The sequence below is a fragment of the Nocardia sp. NBC_00403 genome (assembly GCF_036046055.1).
In the GTDB taxonomy this organism is placed as follows: domain Bacteria; phylum Actinomycetota; class Actinomycetes; order Mycobacteriales; family Mycobacteriaceae; genus Nocardia.
The window spans coordinates 5,617,135-5,636,889 of record NZ_CP107939.1 but is presented as its reverse complement, the minus strand read 5'-3'; the positions used below and the strand labels follow the sequence as shown (position 1 = coordinate 5,636,889).

14 protein-coding genes are annotated in these 19,755 nt (G+C 65.1%); 7 read left to right on the top strand and 7 right to left on the bottom strand.

Annotation, left to right across the window (positions count from 1 at the left end; translation table 11 throughout):
• Positions 1–256 precede the first annotated feature (256 nt).
• Both car and OHQ90_RS25030 read left to right on the top strand, forming a co-directional pair.
• Positions 257–3,733, top strand: coding sequence for a carboxylic acid reductase (gene car / locus OHQ90_RS25035; RefSeq protein ID WP_328413083.1), 3,477 nt, complete (start codon positions 257–259; stop codon positions 3,731–3,733).
• 211 nt (positions 3,734–3,944) lie between these two features.
• Positions 3,945–4,691, top strand: coding sequence for a hypothetical protein (locus OHQ90_RS25030; protein WP_328401414.1), 747 nt, complete (start codon positions 3,945–3,947; stop codon positions 4,689–4,691).
• Positions 4,692–4,699: 8 nt separating this feature from the next.
• Here OHQ90_RS25030 and OHQ90_RS25025 read toward each other — a convergent pair whose 3' ends face one another.
• Together OHQ90_RS25025 and OHQ90_RS25020 are read right to left on the bottom strand one after the other, a co-directional pair.
• Complete coding sequence (locus OHQ90_RS25025; RefSeq protein WP_328401412.1) at positions 4,700–6,439, bottom strand: GMC family oxidoreductase; 1,740 nt, start codon at positions 6,437–6,439, stop codon at positions 4,700–4,702.
• A gap of 108 nt (positions 6,440–6,547) precedes the next feature.
• The gene (locus OHQ90_RS25020) at positions 6,548–7,477 is read right to left on the bottom strand and encodes an NAD-dependent epimerase/dehydratase family protein (protein ID WP_328401410.1); all 930 of its coding nucleotides are present in this window, start codon (positions 7,475–7,477) and stop codon (positions 6,548–6,550) included.
• A 128-nt stretch (positions 7,478–7,605) separates the two neighbouring features.
• Between OHQ90_RS25020 and OHQ90_RS25015 the strand changes: the two genes are divergently transcribed.
• Both OHQ90_RS25015 and OHQ90_RS25010 read left to right on the top strand, forming a co-directional pair.
• Complete coding sequence (locus OHQ90_RS25015; protein WP_328401408.1) at positions 7,606–8,301, top strand: TetR/AcrR family transcriptional regulator; 696 nt, start codon at positions 7,606–7,608, stop codon at positions 8,299–8,301.
• A gap of 109 nt (positions 8,302–8,410) precedes the next feature.
• Complete coding sequence (locus OHQ90_RS25010; protein ID WP_328401406.1) at positions 8,411–11,587, top strand: multicopper oxidase domain-containing protein; 3,177 nt, start codon at positions 8,411–8,413, stop codon at positions 11,585–11,587.
• Positions 11,588–11,602: 15 nt separating this feature from the next.
• Here the strand turns inward: OHQ90_RS25010 and OHQ90_RS25005 are convergent, their stop codons facing one another.
• The 5 genes from OHQ90_RS25005 to OHQ90_RS24985 form a co-directional block, all read right to left on the bottom strand.
• Complete coding sequence (locus tag OHQ90_RS25005; RefSeq protein ID WP_328401404.1) at positions 11,603–12,574, bottom strand: antibiotic biosynthesis monooxygenase; 972 nt, start codon at positions 12,572–12,574, stop codon at positions 11,603–11,605.
• Between the two features lie 17 nt (positions 12,575–12,591).
• Complete coding sequence (locus tag OHQ90_RS25000; protein ID WP_328401402.1) at positions 12,592–15,309, bottom strand: molybdopterin-dependent oxidoreductase; 2,718 nt, start codon at positions 15,307–15,309, stop codon at positions 12,592–12,594.
• Positions 15,306–16,133: an FAD binding domain-containing protein gene (locus OHQ90_RS24995; RefSeq protein ID WP_328401400.1), complete on the bottom strand. Its 828-nt coding sequence runs from the start codon at positions 16,131–16,133 to the stop codon at positions 15,306–15,308. The genes OHQ90_RS25000 and OHQ90_RS24995 overlap by 4 nt, the downstream gene beginning before the upstream one ends.
• Positions 16,134–16,487: 354 nt before the next feature.
• Positions 16,488–16,982 (bottom strand): DUF4254 domain-containing protein, encoded by a 495-nt coding sequence (locus OHQ90_RS24990; RefSeq protein WP_328401398.1) that lies wholly within the window; start codon positions 16,980–16,982, stop codon positions 16,488–16,490.
• A 64-nt stretch (positions 16,983–17,046) separates the two neighbouring features.
• Positions 17,047–17,313 (bottom strand): hypothetical protein, encoded by a 267-nt coding sequence (locus OHQ90_RS24985; protein WP_328401396.1) that lies wholly within the window; start codon positions 17,311–17,313, stop codon positions 17,047–17,049.
• Between the two features lie 154 nt (positions 17,314–17,467).
• Between OHQ90_RS24985 and OHQ90_RS24980 the strand changes: the two genes are divergently transcribed.
• The 3 genes from OHQ90_RS24980 to OHQ90_RS24970 all read left to right on the top strand — a co-directional run bounded on the left by OHQ90_RS24980 (position 17,468) and on the right by OHQ90_RS24970 (position 19,675).
• Positions 17,468–18,370 carry a helix-turn-helix domain-containing protein gene (locus OHQ90_RS24980; protein WP_328401394.1) on the top strand — a complete coding sequence of 301 codons (903 nt, stop codon included), beginning with the start codon at positions 17,468–17,470 and terminating at the stop codon, positions 18,368–18,370.
• Positions 18,371–18,390: 20 nt separating this feature from the next.
• On the top strand, positions 18,391–19,215 hold the full coding sequence (locus OHQ90_RS24975) for an SAM-dependent methyltransferase (RefSeq protein WP_328401392.1): 825 nt from the start codon (positions 18,391–18,393) through the stop codon (positions 19,213–19,215).
• Positions 19,216–19,282: 67 nt separating this feature from the next.
• The gene (locus OHQ90_RS24970; protein WP_328401390.1) at positions 19,283–19,675 is read left to right on the top strand and encodes a hypothetical protein; all 393 of its coding nucleotides are present in this window, start codon (positions 19,283–19,285) and stop codon (positions 19,673–19,675) included.
• Positions 19,676–19,755 lie beyond the last annotated feature (80 nt).

Sequence of the window (19,755 nt, the reverse complement as noted above, 5' to 3'; positions counted from 1 at the left end):
GGACGGCCCGATGTGGTCGACGAACCGGTCGGGGTTCCGATGGGCCGGGTGGTGGATGTACTGGGCGTTGTTTCGTCGGGCGTGATGTCTTCGAGAGGACATCAAGTCCATTGCCGGACCCGCGCCCATCCTGGAATGCTTAGGCAGGCTAACGTATTGCTGGACAAAGGTGTCTTTTGTGAGTGCACGAAGCGACCGAAGGTTGATGAGCGACCCAAGGAGGCGGGCAGTGGTACCCGACACGCGCGAGCGGCTGATGCAACGTATCGCCGATCTGTATGCGGCTGAGCAGCAGATTCGCGACGCGCTGCCACTCGACACCGCCACCGAAGCGATTCGGCAACCCGACATGCGCCTTGCACAGATCGTGGCGGCCATCATGAGGGCCTATGCCGACCGTCCGGCACTCGGACAGCGCGCTGTCGAGCCCACGGTGGACGCGGCGTCGGGCCGTCGTTCGCTGCGATTGCTGCCCGCTTTCGAGACCGTCAGTTACGGCGAACTGTGGGAGCGGGCGGCCGCCGTGGCGAGCGCATGGCACCACGATTCCGAGCAGCCTTTGTGCACAGGTGATTTCGTGGCGATACTGGGATTCACCAGCCGCGACTACACCACGATCGATCTGGCCTGTGTGCATCTGGGCGCGGTTGTCGTCCCGCTGCAGGCGAGCGCGGCTGTCTCCCCACTGACGGCCATCATCGCGGAGACGGCCCCGCACATTCTGGCGACGACTCCGGAACATCTCGAGACCGCCGTCCACTGCATTCTGGCAAGCACATCGCCACAGCGACTGATCGTTTTCGACTACCACCCCGAAGACGACGACCAGCAAGACGCATTCGAATCCGCACGCCGACGGCTCGCGAGTGCGGGCAGCACGGTGCACATCCAAACGCTGCAGAATGTCCTCGAACAGGGGCGCGCCCTCCCGCAGGCCCCGCTCGTCGTCCCCGAGGCCGAGGACGATCCGCTGGCCTTGCTCATCTACACCTCCGGAAGCACCGGCACGCCGAAAGGCGCGATGTACACCGACCGGCTGGTCTCGGCGATGTGGCTCGGCGCGCCGCCGGTGTCCGCGATCAATCTCAACTACATGCCGATGAGCCACGTCGCGGGGCGCATGTCCCTGTTCGGGGTGCTCGCCCGTGGCGGCACCGCATACTTCGCCGCCAAGAGCGATATTTCGACGCTGTTCGATGACATCGCGCTGGCGCGACCGACGGAGCTGTTTCTCGTTCCGCGGTTGTGCGAGATGGTGTTTCAGCGCTACCAGAGCGAGATGGACCGCCGCACCGCACCGGGCATCGACCCCGCGGCGCTCGACGGCGAGGTCAAAGCGCAACTGCGGCAAGACTTCTTCGGCGGCCGCCTCATAACGGTGGTGTGCGGCAGCGCACCGCTGGCCGCGGAGATGAAGGTGTTCATCGAGTCGCTGCTCGACATGGATCTGCACGACGGTTACGGCTCGACGGAGGCGGGCGGCGGTCTCGTGATCGACAACCAGGTGCGGCGGCCACCGGTGCTCGACTACAGGCTCGTCGACGTGCCCGAACTCGGCTACTTCCATACCGATCAGCCGCATCCGCGCGGTGAATTGCTGCTGAAGACCTCGACCATGATTCCCGGGTATTACAAGCGGCCCGAGGTTACCGCGGAGGTCTTCGACGCCGACGGCTTCTACCGGACCGGTGACATTGTGGCCGAGCTCGGACCGGATGAGCTGGTCTATGTCGATCGTCGCAACAGCGTGCTGAAGCTGTCGCAGGGTGAGTTCGTGGCCGTGTCGCGTCTCGAGGCCGTCTTCGCCAATAGTCCGCTGATTCGCCAGATTTTCGTCTACGGCAGCAGCGAACGCGCCTACCTGCTTGCGGTGATCGTTCCTACTGAGGACGCACTCGCCGCCGCCGACCCGGATGCACTGAAAGTGCCACTGGCCGAGTCGCTGCAACGGATCGCCAAGGACGGCAATCTGAACTCCTACGAGATTCCACGCGATTTCCTCATCGAGACCGCACCGTTCACCACCGATAACGGCTTGCTCTCCGGCATCGGTAAGTTGTTGCGGCCCGCGCTCACCGAGCGCTACGGGGGGCGGCTCCAGCAACTGTACGCCGACCTTGCCGAAGGACAGGCGCACGAATTGCTCGCGCTGCGACGCGAGGCGGCGAACCAGCCGGTGCTCGACACCATCGGTCGTGCGGCGCGAGCGTTGCTCGGCTGCGCGACCACGGATCTGCGGCCCGACGTGCACTTCACCGATCTCGGTGGCGATTCCCTTGCTGCACTGTCCTTTTCGAATCTGCTGCAGGAGATCCTCGGCCTGGAGGTGCCGGTCGGCGTTATCCTCAGCCCGGCCAACGATCTCTATGAGCTGGCGGTGTACATCGAGACAGCGAAGAACTCCGCGGCCGAACGTCCGACGTTCGCTGCTGTGCACGGTTCCGGGGCCGACCGAGCCCGAGCCCGTGACCTCACACTGAACAAGTTCATCGACGTCCGAACCCTCACTGCGGCACGGGATCTCCCGCGCGCCGCGGCCGCCCGCACGGTTCTGCTGACCGGGGCGAACGGGTATCTGGGTCGGTTTCTTTGCCTCGAATGGTTGGAACGTCTGGATCGAACCGGCGGCACGCTGATCTGTCTCGTCCGGGGGCGGGACGCGGCGGCGGCGAGTGCACGGCTCGAAGAGGCGTTCGACAGCGGCGACGCCGGACTGCTCGGGCATTTTCGGGATTTGGCGAGCCGGAACCTGGAGGTTCTCGCAGGCGACATCGGAGAACCGAACCTGGGCTTGGACGATGCGACGTGGCATCGTCTCGCGGACAGCGTCGACCTGATCGTGCATCCAGCCGCCCTGGTGAATCATGTGTTGCCCTACAGTCAGTTGTTCGGACCCAACGTCGTCGGCACCGCGGAACTCATTCGCCTCGCGATCACCACACGGCTCAAGCCCGTCAACTATCTCTCGACCGTCGCGGTGACCGCTCAGATCCCACCCGCGATCTTCGAGGAAGACGGCGACATCCGCGAGATCAGTCCAGTGCGAGTCGTCGACGACAGCTATGCGAACGGCTACGGCAACAGCAAATGGGCGGGCGAAGTGCTGCTGCGGGAAGCGCACGACCGTTGCGGCCTACCGGTCGCCGTTTTCCGGTCGGACATGATCCTGGCCCACAGTCGCTACGCAGGTCAGCTGAACGTGCCCGACATGTTCACGCGCTTGCTGATCAGCCTGCTTGTCACCGGCATCGCGCCGTATTCCTTCTATGAGACAGCTGCCGACGGCGTTCGGCAGCGGGCGCACTACGACGGCCTGCCTGCCGACTTCACCGCCGAGGCGATCGCCACTCTCGGCGCGCAGGCCACTGCGGGCTTCCAGACCTTCGATGTCCTGAACCCGCACGACGACGGTGTCTCGCTCGACGTATTCGTCGACTGGTTGATCGAGGCGGGTCACCCGATCCAGCGGATCGAGGACTATCGAGAGTGGTTCGCCCGCTTCGACACTGCGCTTCGAGGTCTACCCGAGTGGCAGCGGCAGGCATCGTTGTTGCCGTTGCTGCACGCCTATCGCCGGCCCAGCCTGCCCATCGATGGATCGGTGATTCCGGCCGAGGGCTTCGCCGCCGCGGTGCAGGCCACAAACATCGGCCCCGACAACGATATTCCGCACTTGTCGCAGTCGCTGATCCACAAGTACGTTTCCGACCTGCGGCAACGCGGCCTGCTCTGAGGGCGACCCGGCATCCCCCTCCGGCCGTGTGCGGTTGGCATGGAGTAACCGAAACATTGTGTGCCAGAAGATAACTGGTGCACGTTTCGGCTATCTATCGGTCATTCGGTCGCATAAATGGCAAAGGTGTGCAATCTTGTTATTGCACAACGGCATTCATAGGAAACCCGAGCTTGCCCACGGGCGTCGGCGAAGGGGGTGCGGCGAAAGTATGTCGTCGTCGAACACAGCCGGGTCCAGCGGCCATATCGCGGCGCGGCACGGCCGGGGCAGGGCATCGGCCGTGCCGTTGTGGCCGGGCATGATCTCCTCGGAGCTGCCGCAACACCTCGACATATCACAGCGGCTGGAGCCGCCACGGCGGCTCCAGCCGCCGCAGCGTGTGGACCCACGGCAGAGCCTCAGCCGTCAACGCCGCTCGCGGCGGCGCGCTGATCGCGCGCACCACGGACCGCTGCGATTCTGGTGGCTCGGCGCTTTCGCGATCGGTGGGTCATTGGCGACAGCGGCGATTGTGCTGGTCTACAGCGCCGCGGCGACCGACCCGCGTCAGTCCGCGACGGTTGTCGATCCGGTACTCGGCGGTCGGCCCGGGTGTGAGGCGACCCGGACCGAACAGCTGGTGCGCGGCAACGGTATCGGTTCGAGCGCGACCGGGCCGGAAGTGATTCTGGCGTTCCAGCACGCCTACTACGTGGAGCGTTCGGGGCAGGCGGCGCGGGCAGTCACCACACCGGACGCGGCGGTGCCGAAGATTGAGGTGATCGACGCGGGTATCGCGTCGATTCCGCCCGGCAGTCAGCACTGTGTCCTGATCGCGCCGATGAGTGATGGCCGATTCGATGTGGTGATCACCGAGAGTCGCCCCAATTCGACCGTGCGGACCTATCGACAGATCGTGACCGTGGCGGACCGCGAAGGCTCGATCGTCATCACCAAGATCGCGCCCCCTGGCTGAGCGCGGATTCAGGCGGTCGCACTCTCGTCGGCTGCGCTGCGGCCACCGCGGATCTCGACGATCGGCAGCACCAGCGCGGTCGGCGTGCCTGCGGGCACGACAGGATTCGTGGGCGCCACCGGCGAAATCTGTTGATAGGCAAGGCCTTGCGCCGGGCGGGTGTCCTGTTCGCCGTTGTTCGGCCAATAGGCCGCGGCGCGTTCGGCCTGCGCGGTGATCGTCAGCGAGGGATTGACACCGAGATTCGCCGACACCGCGGCACCGTCCACGACGCTCAGGGTCGGATAGCCGTACACCCGGTGGTAGGCGTCGATGACACCGGTTTCGCGGTCGGCGCCGATCGGTGCACCTCCCAAGAAGTGCGCGGTCAACGGGATATTGAAGATCTCGCCCCAGCTGCCGCCCGCGATGCCGCCGATCTTCTCGGCGACCCGACGGGTGACATCGTTGCCCGCCGGAATCCAGGTCGGGTTCGGTTCGCCGTGGCCCTGCTTGCTGGTCAGCTTGCGGCCGAACAGGCCGCGCTTGGTGTAGGTGGTGATGGAGTTGTCCAGGTGCTGCATCACCAGTGTGATGATGGTGCGCTCACTCCAGTTCTTCACACTCAGGAAGGTGAGCAGGGTGAGCGGGTTGCGCAACACGACGCCGAGGAACCGCAGCCAGCGCGGCATCCGGCCGCCACCGTCGACCATCAGCGTCTGCATCAGGCCCATCACATTGGAGCCCTTGCCATAGCGGACCGGCTCGATGTGCGTGTCGTGGGTGGGGTGGATGGATGAGGTGATCGCGACGCCCTTGGTGAAATCCACACCGGGGGTGACCTTCTTGGTCGCCGCTCCGACGATGGATTCGGAGTTCGTCCTGGTGAGTTCGCCGAGTCGATCGGAAAGGTCGGGCAGCACACCCTTGTCGCGCATCGCGTGCAATAGCTTCTGGGTGCCGAGGGTGCCTGCGGCCAGGACGACCTGACGCGCGGTGTAAGTCGCGAGACGCTTGCGCACCCACGCGCCGGTGCGTTCGGTCGCGACGTCCCAGGTGCCGTCCGGCAGCGGGCGCAGTTCGGTGACCGTCGTCATCGGAATCACCTGCGCGCCTGCTTTTTCCGCGAGATACAGGTAGTTCTTGACGAGTGTGTTCTTCGCTCCGTGCCGGCAGCCGGTCATGCATTCACCGCATTCGAGGCAGCCGGTACGCTCAGGACCGACACCGCCGAAATACGGGTCCGCCACGGTCTTGCCCGGCTCACCGAAGAACACGCCGACCGGAGTCTGCACGAAGGTGTCGCCGACGCCGAGATCCTCGGCCACCTCCTTGAAGATCTCGTCGGCCGGAGTCATGTGCGGATTGCGCACTACCCCGAGCATCTTCTGCGCGCGTTCGTAATACGGCGTGAGCTCGGCACGCCAGTCGGTGATGTCGCGCCATTGCGCGTCCTGGAAGAAGGGCTCCGGCGGCACATACAGCGTGTTGGCGTAGTTGAGCGACCCGCCACCGACGCCCGCGCCACCGAGGATGAGGACATTACGCAGCGGGTGGATGCGCTGGATGCCGTAGCAGCCGAGCTTGGGCGCCCACAGGAACTTCCGCAGGTCCCAACTGGTCTCGGGCAGTTTGCTATCGGCGTAGCGCTGACCGGCTTCGAGCACGCCGACCGTGTAGCCCTTCTCGATCAGCCGCAGCGCGGTCACGCTGCCGCCGAATCCTGAACCGACGATGAGTACGTCGAAATCCGTCTCTCGCTGGTCCATATGGTGCTCCTCGATCGGTGTCGCCAGTGACACCGCTAACACTACTACTGGGTAGGTTACGGCCGATTGTGGGCTGTCAGGGGGTGGATATGAGCGGGCAGTGACATTTCACAGCTGAGTTTTCCACCAGGCGACGGTGGCGGCGACGGCCTCGTCGAGGGGAGTGGGGTGCAGGCCGAGCCGCTGCTGGCTGTCGCTGGAGTCGAGCACGAACGGGTGCGCGACCTGGTAGCTCACTTCCGCGAGCTCCCGCAATTGCGCGCTGAACAGGCCCAACAGTCGGATCACGGTGATCGGCGCGGCGGACACCTTGGGTACGGTGACACTGGCGGCGGTGGCGATGGCGTCGATGAGTTGGCGCTGGGTGATCGGCGGCGCGGTCGGCGCATGCAGGAAGGTGTTCCAGACCGATTCGTCGGCGGCCGCCCGAATCATGGCGGCGGCGAGATCGGGAACGTAGGTAAAGGAGTGCGGGACGTCGAGTTTGCCGAGCGCCTGCACCTTCTTGCCGGCGAGGATGGGGGTGAAGAGTTGTTCGCCCGCCACCGAGGCGCGCACGTAAGGGCCGAGGAAGTCCGAGGCCGCGACGCTCACCGTCGGGGTGGCGTGGGCCGCCCGCGCCCGCACCAGCTGGGTCCGGACCGCGGGCTTGCCGAAATCGGCATCGCGGGGCCCAGTTTCGGTAATGGGGCCCTCGACCTTGCCGTAGGAATAGAGATTCTCGGCGAAAACGACCACGGTGTCGGCCTTTCCGGCCTCGTCCATGACCGCCTGTTCGGTGGGGGGCAGCTCGGCTTGCCATGTCTTCGCGGCGTAGCGCGAGGCGCCCACGCAGTGATAGACGGCGGTAGCGCCGTCGAATTGGCCCGAAAGCTGTTCGGGCAGTGTCACGTTCACTGCGCGCCGTTCGATAAGGTTATGCTCGGGCCCGCTGCCGGAGCGGGTGAGCAACCGCACGTGCTTACCCGCTCCGGCCAGATGCTCGGCGATGGTGGCGCCGGTCGGTCCGGCTCCGGTGACGACGTGCAGTTCGGTCATTGGCTCCCTGACTCTCTTAGAGAGCGATGCTCTCTATATTTATAAAAGAATGCGGCAGTCGCACTGCATTGTCAAGAGCATTGCTCACGGTTGTTGACAATGCTCTCTAGAAAATGCACGGTGGAGTCGTGCCGACTACTCCCCGCGCCCGCGCCCGCGCGCAAACTATGGCCGATATTGTCCGGATCGGCCGCGAACATCTGGCGACCGACGGCGCCGCCGCGCTGTCGTTGCGTGCGGTGGCGCGCGACCTCGGCGTCGTGTCCTCAGCGGTATACCGGTATGTGCGCAGCCGAGATGAGCTGCTCACCCTGCTCGTCGTCGAGGGCTACAACGCGCTGGGCGATGCGGTGGACGCGGCGCTTGCGGCAGCCCCCGAAGACCCGGCGCAGCGGCTGCGGGTGGTCGGCCGGACCGTGCGCGCCTGGGCGCTCGCCGAACCTGCATGGTATGGGCTACTTTTCGGCACGCCGGTTCCGGGCTACGACGCGCCCGCCGAACAGACCGTCTCTCCGGGAGTTCGGGTGATCGCCGCGCTGTTGCAGATCTACGGTCAGGCCTATCGCGGCGGACTGCTCACCGAGCCTTCCAAGCCTGTCACCGTATCTCCCGCGCTGGCAGCGAGTTTCGCGCAGATTCGAGTCGAGTTCGAGCTGGATGCGCCGGACTGGCTGTTCTCGCGCGGGATCACGGTATGGAGTGCGATGTTCGGTGCGGTGAGCTTCGATGTGTTCGACATGTACGGCCGCGACACGTTCGCCGATCGGTCCGAGTTGTTCGAGCTGCAGCTCGACCGGCTGGTGGAGCTGCTCGGATTCTCGTGATGGCATTTCCCCGACTCGGTGCTGGTAGGGCAGCTTCTGAGTAGTCTTCGACTCGTCGATCGATGCTTTGGAGCGTAGCCACTCACCCGCAGCTGTGGAACGGGAAACTATGGTCACCCATCGCTGGAAGCCGAATGTCTCCGTTGTCGCTGTCGCCGCGGCAATCACGCTGCTGCTCGCAGCGTGCGGGTCCGATGCGTCGAGGACATCAGGCGGTGGCAACGCCGGTCCCGACGGCATCCCGGTCGCCTACCGGGAGCCGGTGAAGCTCACGAGCAAGGACGGCGTTCTCGAAGTGCGGCTGTCGGCCCATCAGGGCACTGTCGCACTCGACACCGTCTCGAAACCTGTGTCGAACTTCTTGGTCTTCGGTTACGAGGTCATCAAGGGTGCCGCCTCGGACGGCTCGACCAAGGGCGACAATCTCTACCCGGCGCCAACGTTGCACGTCGATCCGGGCGAGCGCTTGATCGTGCACTACGACAACGATCTGCAGGACCTGACGATCGAGGACTACTACGATCCCGCTTTCACCCGAGCGGGTGAAGAAGTTCCGATCTACCCTCCTGCTCTCACCTCGTCGCCGCTCAACCTGCACACCCACGGACTCCATGTGAGCCCTGACGGCAACGTCGACAACGTCCTGCTCGACATCCCCGCCGGTAAGGGCAACGTCTACGACTACGCGGTGCCGAAGGGCATGCCCGACGGCATGTACTGGTACCACAGCCATCGCCACACGCTGACGGCTCAGCAGACCTACAAGGGTCTGGCTGGTCTACTCGAGATCGGACGGCCCGACGGCAATCTGCCGCTGGTGACACGGAATCACATTCCGATCCGCACGATGGCGCTGCAGTACAACTACGTCTTCGATCGCAAGGGCAGCGGTCACCAGTTGAACGACCCGAATCGGCCGCAGTACGTGAGCACGCTGAAGCCTCCGGAGGGATCGCAGCTTGCCGACGGCACATACCGGCCGAGTCTGGCCCCGGTGAACTTCGCGGAGACGACGAACGGCTCCCGGTATGTCACCAACTGGTACAGCGGGCCACTGTCGCCGGCCAACCACCGTGGTCAGAACCAGTTCGTACCGAGCAACCTGCAGAGCTTCATCAGCGGTCCTACGTCGCGGCCGCCCATCTCGGTCCCCACGGATCTCACGCTACCGGAGAACCAGCGCGACGTGCAGTTCACGATCAACGGGCAGTTCCAGCCCGCACTGAAGCTGAAACCGGGTCAGACCGAGATATGGGTTCTGGCGAACATCAGCGACATGGCCTATATCCCCGTCATGCTGACCGAAACGGCGACCGGCAACCATCCGAAGTTCGCGATCGTCGGGCAAGACGGCGTCCCCTTCTCCGAGGTCGACCTGCCGGTCGCCGGCGACGGCACGCGTCTGGTCATTCCGCCGGCATCGCGGTACGCGATCGCGGTCACGATGCCGAAAACCGGTGATCTGGTGCTCGGAATGCCACCCGCACCCGACGCCAGGCCCAGCACGGAGCCCGGCGTGCTCTACACGAACAACAGCACCGACCAGCCGCCCGCCGTACTGGGCACGGTGAGCGTCGACCCGTCGGTCATCAGCTACCAGGACGGCTTTTTCACCTTTCCCACCCAGAAGCTCATTCAGGTGCGGCCCGACAGTGGCGAGGGTCGGACCACACCGTTCGTGCCCGGCCAGCAACTCGATGCCTACACGTCCTTCGTGGACACGTCGGCCACTATGCCCGCCGTGCAGCGCACGCTGACGGTCTCGGGTGGCTTCGGCAACGAGAAGGCGAGCAACAGCGATCCCAAGGCTTTCACCTACCAGTTCGACGACAACACGTTTCCGAACATCCCGTTGCTCCAGCCGCGACTCAACTCGGTCGAGGAATGGTTGATTACGAACCTGAACAACGACGAGCACCCGATGCATATCCACGTCAACGACTTGCAGGTGATGGAGATCGTCGATCCTGTCGCGAAATCCGTTACCGGAGTGCAGATGTGGGGGGTGGACAACGTCAACGTTCCGGCTCCCGTGACCGACGAGAACGAGAACCCACTGGTCCCCGCTTCGGTGACGTTGCGGATGAGGTTCATCGACTACACCGGCACCTTCGTGATCCATTGCCATCGCCTCAACCACGAAGACAACGGCCTGATGGCGATCGTCAACGTGATCCCCGAAGTATCGACCTACGCGGTGGCGATCGCAGGGGCGCCGGGCCGGCCGGCGACCGTGCAGGTCTACGACGGCGACGGCGACAAGTTGGTTGCCACCGTTACTCCGTTTCCCGCCTTCATGGGCACGCCCACGGTTGCCATGGCCGACCTCAACGGCGACGCGGTGCTCGACCTCGTCGCTGGTACCGGTGCCGGCGTCGGCTCCGAGGTCGTGGCGTACAGCGGCGTCGGCGGTGCACGTTTCGGCACGGAACTGGCTCGGTTCACCCCGTTCGGGTCCGACTTCCGTGGTGGCGTCAACGTCGCGGGCGCCGATATCGATGGCAACGGTTCGGCTGACAACCTCATCGTCGGCTCGGGTCCGGGCATCGAATCGGCAGTGCGCGTGTTCTCCTCGACGCTGACCGGCCAGCCGGGCAAGGCGCCCGAGCTGTACTCGAGCTTCACGCCGTATCCCGGATCGACGGCCGGTGTCACAGTTGCTACCGGGATGGTCGAAACCTCCTCGGGCCGGGCCAGCATCGTGACGGTCCCGGGGCCCGGCGACGCCCCACGGGTGAAGACCTTCCACTACGACCTGTACACGCCGACCGCCGCCGCAGCGGCGAAAAGCACGACAGAGCCGCATGCCGGTCGTCCGGGTGAGCCGAAGACGACCTCGGATTTTCTGGCCTTCGACGAGAACTACCGTGATGGTGTCACGCTCTCGACAGGGTGGGTGGCCGGCGTCGAGGGCGGGGCGAAAAGCATCATCACGGGCATGATCGGCGGCGACGGCACGGTGCGGGTCTGGTCGAGCGGATCGCGGCTCGACGGCGAGCCCGCGATGTACACCGAGAGCCCGAACCACCACCCGGGCGCGGTTTCCTTCAGAGAGACAACGTCATTCGCCCCCTTCGTCGGCGGCACCGGGGTACAGGTGGCGACCACTAGCACGACCGCCGGCGCAGATCTGCTCGTCAGTGGGCTCGCCGGGAATGGAAGCGAGGTCCGACGGTACGGGCTGAGTCGAGCTGCTGAGGGTGCTACGACCTTGTCACCGCGGCTGTTGAACACGCTTGCCCCGATTCCCGCACCGACCGGGCCTGCACCGCTCGCCGGTCGATAGCGGGTACCCGCCCGGTCAGGGGAGGGACCAGAGCTGCCTGGTCACTACATAGAAGATGGCAACCCAGGTCAGGGTGAGTGCGGCGACAACTGCGAGGCCCTGGAGGTTCGTCTTCACGGCCGGCGCGTCCGAAGGTGGCCGCAGCCACCGCTCGAGCAGCCGGTTCACGTAGTACGGCATGGTGAAGAAACTCATGATGAAACTGGACAGCAGGTTGCCGATGAGCAGCCCCAGCCACAGCGGCATTTTCAACGGCGACAGCGCGAGGGTGAGCAGCACGACGGTCGGGTAGAGACCGACCCAGACCGCGATGGCCGTTTTGGTGTCCGACGGAGCGGGAGCGGTGTTGTCGTTCTCGTCGAAGGCGAACCAGCTGCCGAAGGAATTGTCGATGGTGCGCAACTCGAAGTCGCTGAACTTCTCGCCCTCGGCGAGGAGTTCCCGGCGCCGGTTCGAGGTGAGCCACCTGGCCAGGTTCGCAGAGGTGTCGAAACGGTAGAGCGCGGTCCATTCGTCCTGAATGCCTTCGATGGGACGGAAGAGCTCGCTGCCGCGGAAGCCTTCGAATTTGGCCTCCTCCTGGGCCAGGTGCTTCTGCCACGCAACGAAATCGGCGACGCTGTAGTGATTTACGCGGTGGGTAACGACAACTGTGACAAGCGGATCCGTAGGTCGCGTGCCGCCACTGATGACTTGCTGGGTGGCGGGGCCGTCGAAGTATTGCCTGCCCTTGTCGAGAAAGTCCTGACGGGTGGCGCTGTTTATCCAGGCCTGCAGGTGGGCAACGGTATCGAAGCGGTAGACCACGACCCATTCGGTTTGCGCGGCGGTCGGGGCGGCGATCTCGGCGCCGCGGAATCCGGCGTAACCGGAAGCCGCGGCGTTCACCTCCTGCTGCCAGGTTTTGAAGGCCTGCCCGAAACCGGCGCGTACTTTGTGGCCGATGATGACAGTCGCGGCACTATCGGTGAGTTCTCCGGCTTCCATCACGATCTCCTCACGGCTCAGCCCGCACTGAAACCGGTGTCTTCGTCGAGCCGGCGGTAGATGCGCTCCGGCGTGAACGGCAGCGCTCGATATCGGACCCCCGTCGCATCCTCGAGCGCGTTGGCGAGTGCAGGCGCCACCGGGTTGATGCAGCATTCCGCGATGCCCTTCGAATGCATCGGCCCGGCAGAATCGGTCGAGTCGACAGTGAGCACCTCGGTGCGGGGAATATCGGCATAGGTCGGGATGCGGTAATTGCGTAAGTTCGGATTGACCATGACGCCGTTTTCGTCGACGTGGAAGTTCTCGGTCAGCGCGAAGCCGATGCCCTGGGCAACGCCGCCCTCGATCTGGCCGCGTACCTGCGCCGGGTTGATGACGATTCCGGCGTCGGCGGCGTGCACGCTATAGAGGATGCGGACCTCACCTGTCACCCGGTGGACGGCGATGCGGAAGCCGTGACTGTTGAAAACCACGCTGCGCGGCGACCCGAAAGCCTTGCGCGCCTCCGTCAATCGTATGCCGCGCCGACGCGCCAGCTCGACCAGCTCGGACAGGGACACGCGGCGGCCGTCGCAGACGACCCCGTCGTCGTCCATCGAGCACGACGCGACATCGACCCGCTCATGCGCCGCGGCAAAGGCCAGGATCCGAGCGCGCAGGGCCTCGGCTGCCCGCAGTACCGCCTTCCCGGCGACGAAGAGGCCGGCGCTGGCGAACGCCCCCGTATCGAAACCCGTTCGGTCCGTGTCGGACTGCACGATGCGTATCCGCGACGGCGTGGTGCCGAGCTGGTCGGCCGCGATTTGCACGTGGGCGGTCGAGGTGCCCTCACCGAACTCGACGGTGCCGATGGCAAGCTCGTAGACGCCGTCATCACCGAGGGTCAGCCATGCCTCGGAGAGATGGTCGGTCGGGGGCGCGGTCTCGTGCAGTGAGCTGGCAGCACCCGTGCCGATGAGCCACCCGTCTCCCGGTGGCGGCGGGTCCGCGTTGCGCCGGAGGGCTGTATCGACGAGATCGATGCATTGCGAGAGGCCGTCCTCGCTGAACATGACGTCGTCGGGACCGTCGTCGAGCGCGATCAGGGCGTCACCGGGACGCACGATGTTGCGCCGCCGTAACTCGAAAGGATCCATGGCGAGCGCGATCGCCAGCTCGTTCACAGCCGACTCGACCGCGAACGCGGGCTGGGTCATCCCGTAGCCACGCAGTGCGCCGCTGGGCACAGTGTTGGTGTAAACCGAATAGGCGTCGAACTTCTTGTTGGGGCAGCGATAGATCGCCATGGCGGCCCCACCCGCGAACAGGGTCTCGCCACCGTGGTTGCCATAGGCGCCCGTGTTCGACACATTGCGGACCTGGAACGCGGTGAGCGTGCCGTCGGACCGTGCGCCGAGTTTGATCGTGAGTGCCATCGGGTGTCGCGGTGACGCTGTGGTGAATTCCTCCTCCCGGGTGAACTCGAGACAAACGGGCCGCCCGGTGTCCAAGGCGGCGAGGGCGACCAGATCCTCGGAAATAACCTCTTGCTTGCCGCCGAACCCACCGCCGACCCGCTTGCTGAACACGCGCAGCTGATCGGGACGGAGGTCGAAGAGATAGGCGAGCTTGCCTTTGGCGATCGACGGGGACTGCGAACTGGTGCGCACGTGCAGGCGACTGTCGTTCATCCATGCGATCGATCCGTGTGTCTCGAGATGCGCATGCTGCACGCGCGGTGAAAAGTATGTGCCCTCGTGGATCAGATCGGCCTCGGCGAACCCCGCCTCGACGTCACCGATGTGCCCGTGGATCTCCAGCAGGATGTTGTGCTCGGGATCTTGCATGAACGGATCGCTCGAGCCGTGCAGTGGGGGAGCGCCGTCGGCCATCGCCTCTTCCGGGTCGAAGACCGCAGACAGCACCTCGTACTCGACGATCACGGCGCGACAGCCCGCTTCCGCGGCTGCGACGGTGTCGGCCAGCACCGCGACCACCCGTTGACCGACGAAACGTACCGTGTTGTCGAGGATGTAGGTGTCGCTTGGATCGACGAGGTGATCGGTATGTATCGCGGTCGTGAACCTCTTGCGCGGCACATCCGCCCAGGTATACACCCGATGCACACCGGGCACCGCGAGCGCCGCGGTCTTGTCGATGGACACGATGCGGGCATGGGCGTGCGGTGAGCGCAACACCTTGAGATGCAGCATGCCGTCGATGGCCATGTCCATCGTGAACTCGGCACGGCCCGTCACCACCTCGGTGGCCGCCGGCGCGCCGACGCTCACGCCGACTGCTCGGCCCGGCCGGGCGACCTCGATCTCGGCGACGCCGTTCATCGCATCTTCGATCGCCCGGTAGCCGGTGCAACGGCAGAGGTTCCCTTTCAGTGCGCGGGGCAGGTCTGCTTTCTGGGCGTCGGTGAGCGCCACTGCGGTCATGATCATGCCCGCGGTGCAAAAGCCGCACTGGAAGCCTGGGGCGTCGCGGAACTGCCGTTGCATCGGGTGCAGGTCCTCCGGCGAACCGAGGCCTTCGATCGTCGTGACCGCACACCCGTCCGCACGAAACGCGGGCGTGATGCAGCTGTGCACCGGAATGTTGTCGAGCCACACCGTGCACGCACCGCAATCGCCTGCGTCACAACCTTTCTTGACGCCGCGGTAGCCGAGCGAGCGCACGAATGTGCGCAGGCATTGACCAGGGTTCGGCTCGTCGTCGAAGGTGGTTCCGTTCACGGTGTATGTCATGCCCGGCATCCTTCGGCGAGTTCGACGCGGATCTCCTCCGCGAAGTGCCGGGCCAGGTGGTGACGATGGTCGGGCGTGCCGTTCGGGTCGCTGAACCACAGGTCTTCGGGTATCGCATCGATGCACTGCCGCAGTTCCTCGGCGTCGGGCATGGTGTCGAAGGTCAGGCGCACCGGACGGGTGGTGCCTGCCGTGATGGTCAGCAGCAGGTCGGCGGTGCCGGGTGCCTGGGTGGCGATCATGAACAGCGTCGAGCGACCCAGGTGCGTGAGGGTGAAGCGCCGGTGCGTGTGCCGCTTGCGAAGCGCGCTGACCGGGATGTCGATGTGCCGCAAAATCTCGCCGGGGGCGAGGATGTTGCGGTGGTCGCCCGTGACGAAGGCGGCCGCGTCGACGGTGCGTTCGGACCCGTCCGCAGCCCACACTGTGTACATGGCTTCGAGCGCGACCGTCATGGTGATCATCGGGCCTGCGGGCAGCGACATACAGATGTTGCCACCCACAGTCGCCGCATTCCAGATCTTGAACGACGACAGGAACGCCTCGCAGCTGGTGGCGAACAGCGAGCCCGCGCGCCAGTCGCTCGGCGGCACGAAGGCCGCCAGCTCACCGATGGTGCACGTCGCGCCGATCTCGAGCCCGGCATCGCTGGGCACCAAACTGTCCCAACCAAGTGCGGTGAGATCGACGAGACGCCGCAGCTGCGGCTGCTCGGTGGAGAACAACCATGTTCCGCCGGCGAGCCACGCGTCACCCTCGCGCCAACCCGAACCCGGTCGGTCCGGAGGGCGCCGAACGATGTCGGTGATCGTGTTGAGATCCATAGCGCTGCTCCCTCGAAGAAGGTGCCGTGCTGCCACTCGCCCGCGAGTTCGATCGTGCCGCTATTCGCCCTGTCGGGCGCGTCGCCGTTCACGTGTTCGCCTGGCGTCAACTTACCCGATCTACCAGCACCGACTCAGGAAAATGCCGTTGTAGTACCAGGGGTTGTGCTACCGCGACTCGGACCTCACGGTCGAGCAGCAGCCAGCGCTGTCGCGACATGTCGGTGCGACACCGTTGGCATTCGACCGGTGCAGACCTGCACCCGGGGCTCGCACCATCGGCCCCGCAAGACCTCCGACCGGGTTGGTCGGGTTCGCGGGGCTATCGGTGTCCTGGTCGCAGCGATCTGCGGATCATCGCTGGGCCGCAGTGCGGGGGAGTTGACGCTTGCCCCCGAGCACCTCGGCGATCAGTGCGTCATAACCAAGGCGGATTTCTTCGAGGCGATTGCGAGCTCGGCGCGCCCGCGTATCGTGCTCCGGTAGCGCGCGGGTGGCGTGTTCGGCCTGTACGAGCCGCTCCGCGAGTCGGTCGACAACGGGCCCGAGTCCTTCGGTGTGCATGGTCGGACCGGTGTGCGCGGTGGGCACGTTTCGGCTTACCCACAGGTCGATCGCGCGCATCAGGGTGGATCGGTGGGTGTCGATTTCGGCTGTGCGCGTGGGCTCGTCGATGCGTCGGCGGTGCAGGCTGCCCGCGTGACTCGCCGACACTGCGAGTGGGTGGTTGTTCGACCGGTCGTCCTGGATTGCGTCCAGAAGTTCATCGGCGCTCGGTAGTAGTCCAGGCCTGCCTGCCGCCGTTGCCATCTGTGGCTGCCGAAACTGTTGTGCGTCATGGATAGTCATCTGTGCTCCGCTCGCAGACGCCGCTCTGAACAGGCGTCGCCGTGTAGGGATCCGATCCATGCCCTTAGTCGTCGTCCAGGTCGGCCGACATGAATGCGGCGGCCGCCAGCCAGCGATCACACGGCAGCGTGTGTTCGGCGGCCAGGATCGCTCGTGCGGTGAGGTCGTTCAGGTACGGTTCGGTGCCGTCCGGCCGGCAGCAGTGATGGCCGGCGGCGATCCGCTTCCCGGCTGCCGGCGCGGTTCCGGAGACGGGCTTGCGGGCTGAAATGGGTTGCGGTGCTGGGGCTTTCCTGCGCATCTCATCGTCGGCGATCGGTCTGGTCGTCATCAGCCGATGCCCCTCTCCGGGTTGCGGGGACTGCGAGCGATGACACCCGCTGCCTCGGCGTTCCATGATATCGTGAATGTGTTAAATGTACCGTGATTATCACGCTTCAGGAAGTGGAGTGGCGATATCGGTGCCGTTGAATATGTTGGGGGCCATGGCTACGCGACTGCGGACCGCACGAAAACTGTTGTTGGGACGCGAGATCGAGCACATGATCAAGACCGCTGGCATCAGTCAGGCCGACGCGGGGAAGATCATCGAGGTAGGCCAGAGCCGAATCAATGGGCTCATCAATGGCATTGGCACGATCTCGGTCGGCGATCTCGAAAAGTTGGCGGGCGGGCTGGGTTTCGGCGACGCGCGCTACGTCGACACCCTGCTCGAGCTCAGGCGTGACAATCATCGCCGCGGCTACTGGAGCACCAGCCATCGACGCGCGTACAGCGAAGAGCTACGACTACTTGTCGATCTGGAGGCGCACGCCGATCTGCTACGCACGGCCGAGTCGGAGATCATGCCCGGCCTCGTGCAATGCGAGTCCTACATTCGTGCTCTGCACAAGCCTGAGATCCCCGGCGCGGGCGAGGCCGATGGCAGCACCGTCGAAGACTCGGTACAGGCGCGACTGGCCCGGCAGGAAGTCCTGGTCAAACGTAATCCGCCCGAGTTCCGCGCGATTCTGTCCGAGTCCTGCCTGCGTCGCGAATACGGTGACCGCACCGTCATGCTCGATCAGCTCGAGCACCTGCACGAGCTGTCTCGACGACCGAACATCCTTATCCAGGTGCTGCCGTTCGCGATCCCGACCAACGGTGCGGGCATGGAGGACCGGTACACGTTGATCCGAGTGCCTTCGCCCGGTGCCGCGGGAGACCTCGAGATGGCCATCGATGAACTGCAAGGCGACATCCGCTACATCGATGAAAAACCCGCCGTCGCGCGCCGCGAGACCGTGTGGTCGCGGCTGAGCGCCGCCGCACTCAGCGCCGAGGATTCACGGCAGTTCATGGAACACGTCGCCCGCTCTTTTCGTCGCAGAACAGCCAATCGCTCGTAGCCGCACGAACAGGAGCCCTCATGGCCACCAACGACTTCGAGTCCCGCGAGATCGACCCGCGTGTGCCGTCGGCCGCCCGCCTCTACCACTACTACCTGACCGGCGAACCGGTCTTCGATGCCGACAAGCTGTTCGCCGAACGGGTTTTCGCGCGCTTCTCCCACCTCGACACCTGGGCGCACCACAATCGCGAGTTCCTCGGGCGCGCTGCGCGATTCATGGTCGAGCAGGGTATTCGGCAGTTTCTCGACATCGGCTCCGGCCTGCCGACCGGCGGCAACACCCACGATATCGCCCGCGAGTCCGCTCCCGACGCGCGTGTCGTCTATGTCGACAACGACCTGGAAGCGGTCAACCGCGCCCATGACCTGCTGCTGCAGCAGCACGCGCTCGAGACGACGGCCATCGTCGAAGCCGACCTGCGCCACCCCGACGTGATCCTCGATCACGCGGACACCCGCCGTCTCATCGACTTCGACCAGCCGGTCGGCTTGCTGGTCGTGAGCGTGTGGCCCTTCGTGGCGGAGTCCGAACGGCCGCTGGAGTTGATGGCTCGATTGCGCGACCGGCTGCAGTCGGGCAGCTACGCGGCCATGACCCATGTGTCGCTGGAGGACGCGGGCACCGAGATACAGCGGCAGATAGCCTCGGCCGCCGAGCTGTACGACGAAACCTCGGATCCGGTCACGCTGCGCAGTCGCGCGCAGTTCGCGGCGCTCTTCGACGGCTTCGAACTGGTCGAGCCCGGCATCGTCTACGCCCCGGACTGGCGACCGGACCTAGCCGTCGATGTCGATCATCCGGCGCGGCCGTGTAACTTCGCCGCCGTCGGCTATACGCCGTAACACGGGGCGGGCAAGGACTCGTGAGTCTCTGTGCCGCCCCAGCTTTACCCCGTAGAAAGGAACGACAATGGAGCCGACCTTCACTATTGGCGAATTCATCAAGGCTGCGGCCAGTTCACCCAACCAGAACTGCGTCCGAGTTGCCCGCCGGGACGGCTGGACCGCCGTCTGGGACGACAAACTGGCCGCCGAGCACGCCAGCCTGGATACGGCCCTGCCCGGCGAGCAGCTGCTGTATTTCACCGACCAGCAGTTCGACGCTTTTCAGGAGGGCCTACGTGCCGGGCGAGCTGACCTGTACTTGACCACGCGACACGACGACGGCGTCTACGTATTCAGTGCGGATGCTGCCGCACCACAGCCGGTCGACGGCGTGGAACTGCACTTCAGCGTGGCGGAGGTCGAGGCATTCCGTTCGGGAGTGCTCAATCGGGAATTCGAGCGGACCCGGTTGAGCTGACGCCGTGCCGACGTGTCACTCGGGCGACCGCGGTGCGGTTGCCCGAGTCACTGTCGTAACGACATGTGCGCCGCCGTTTT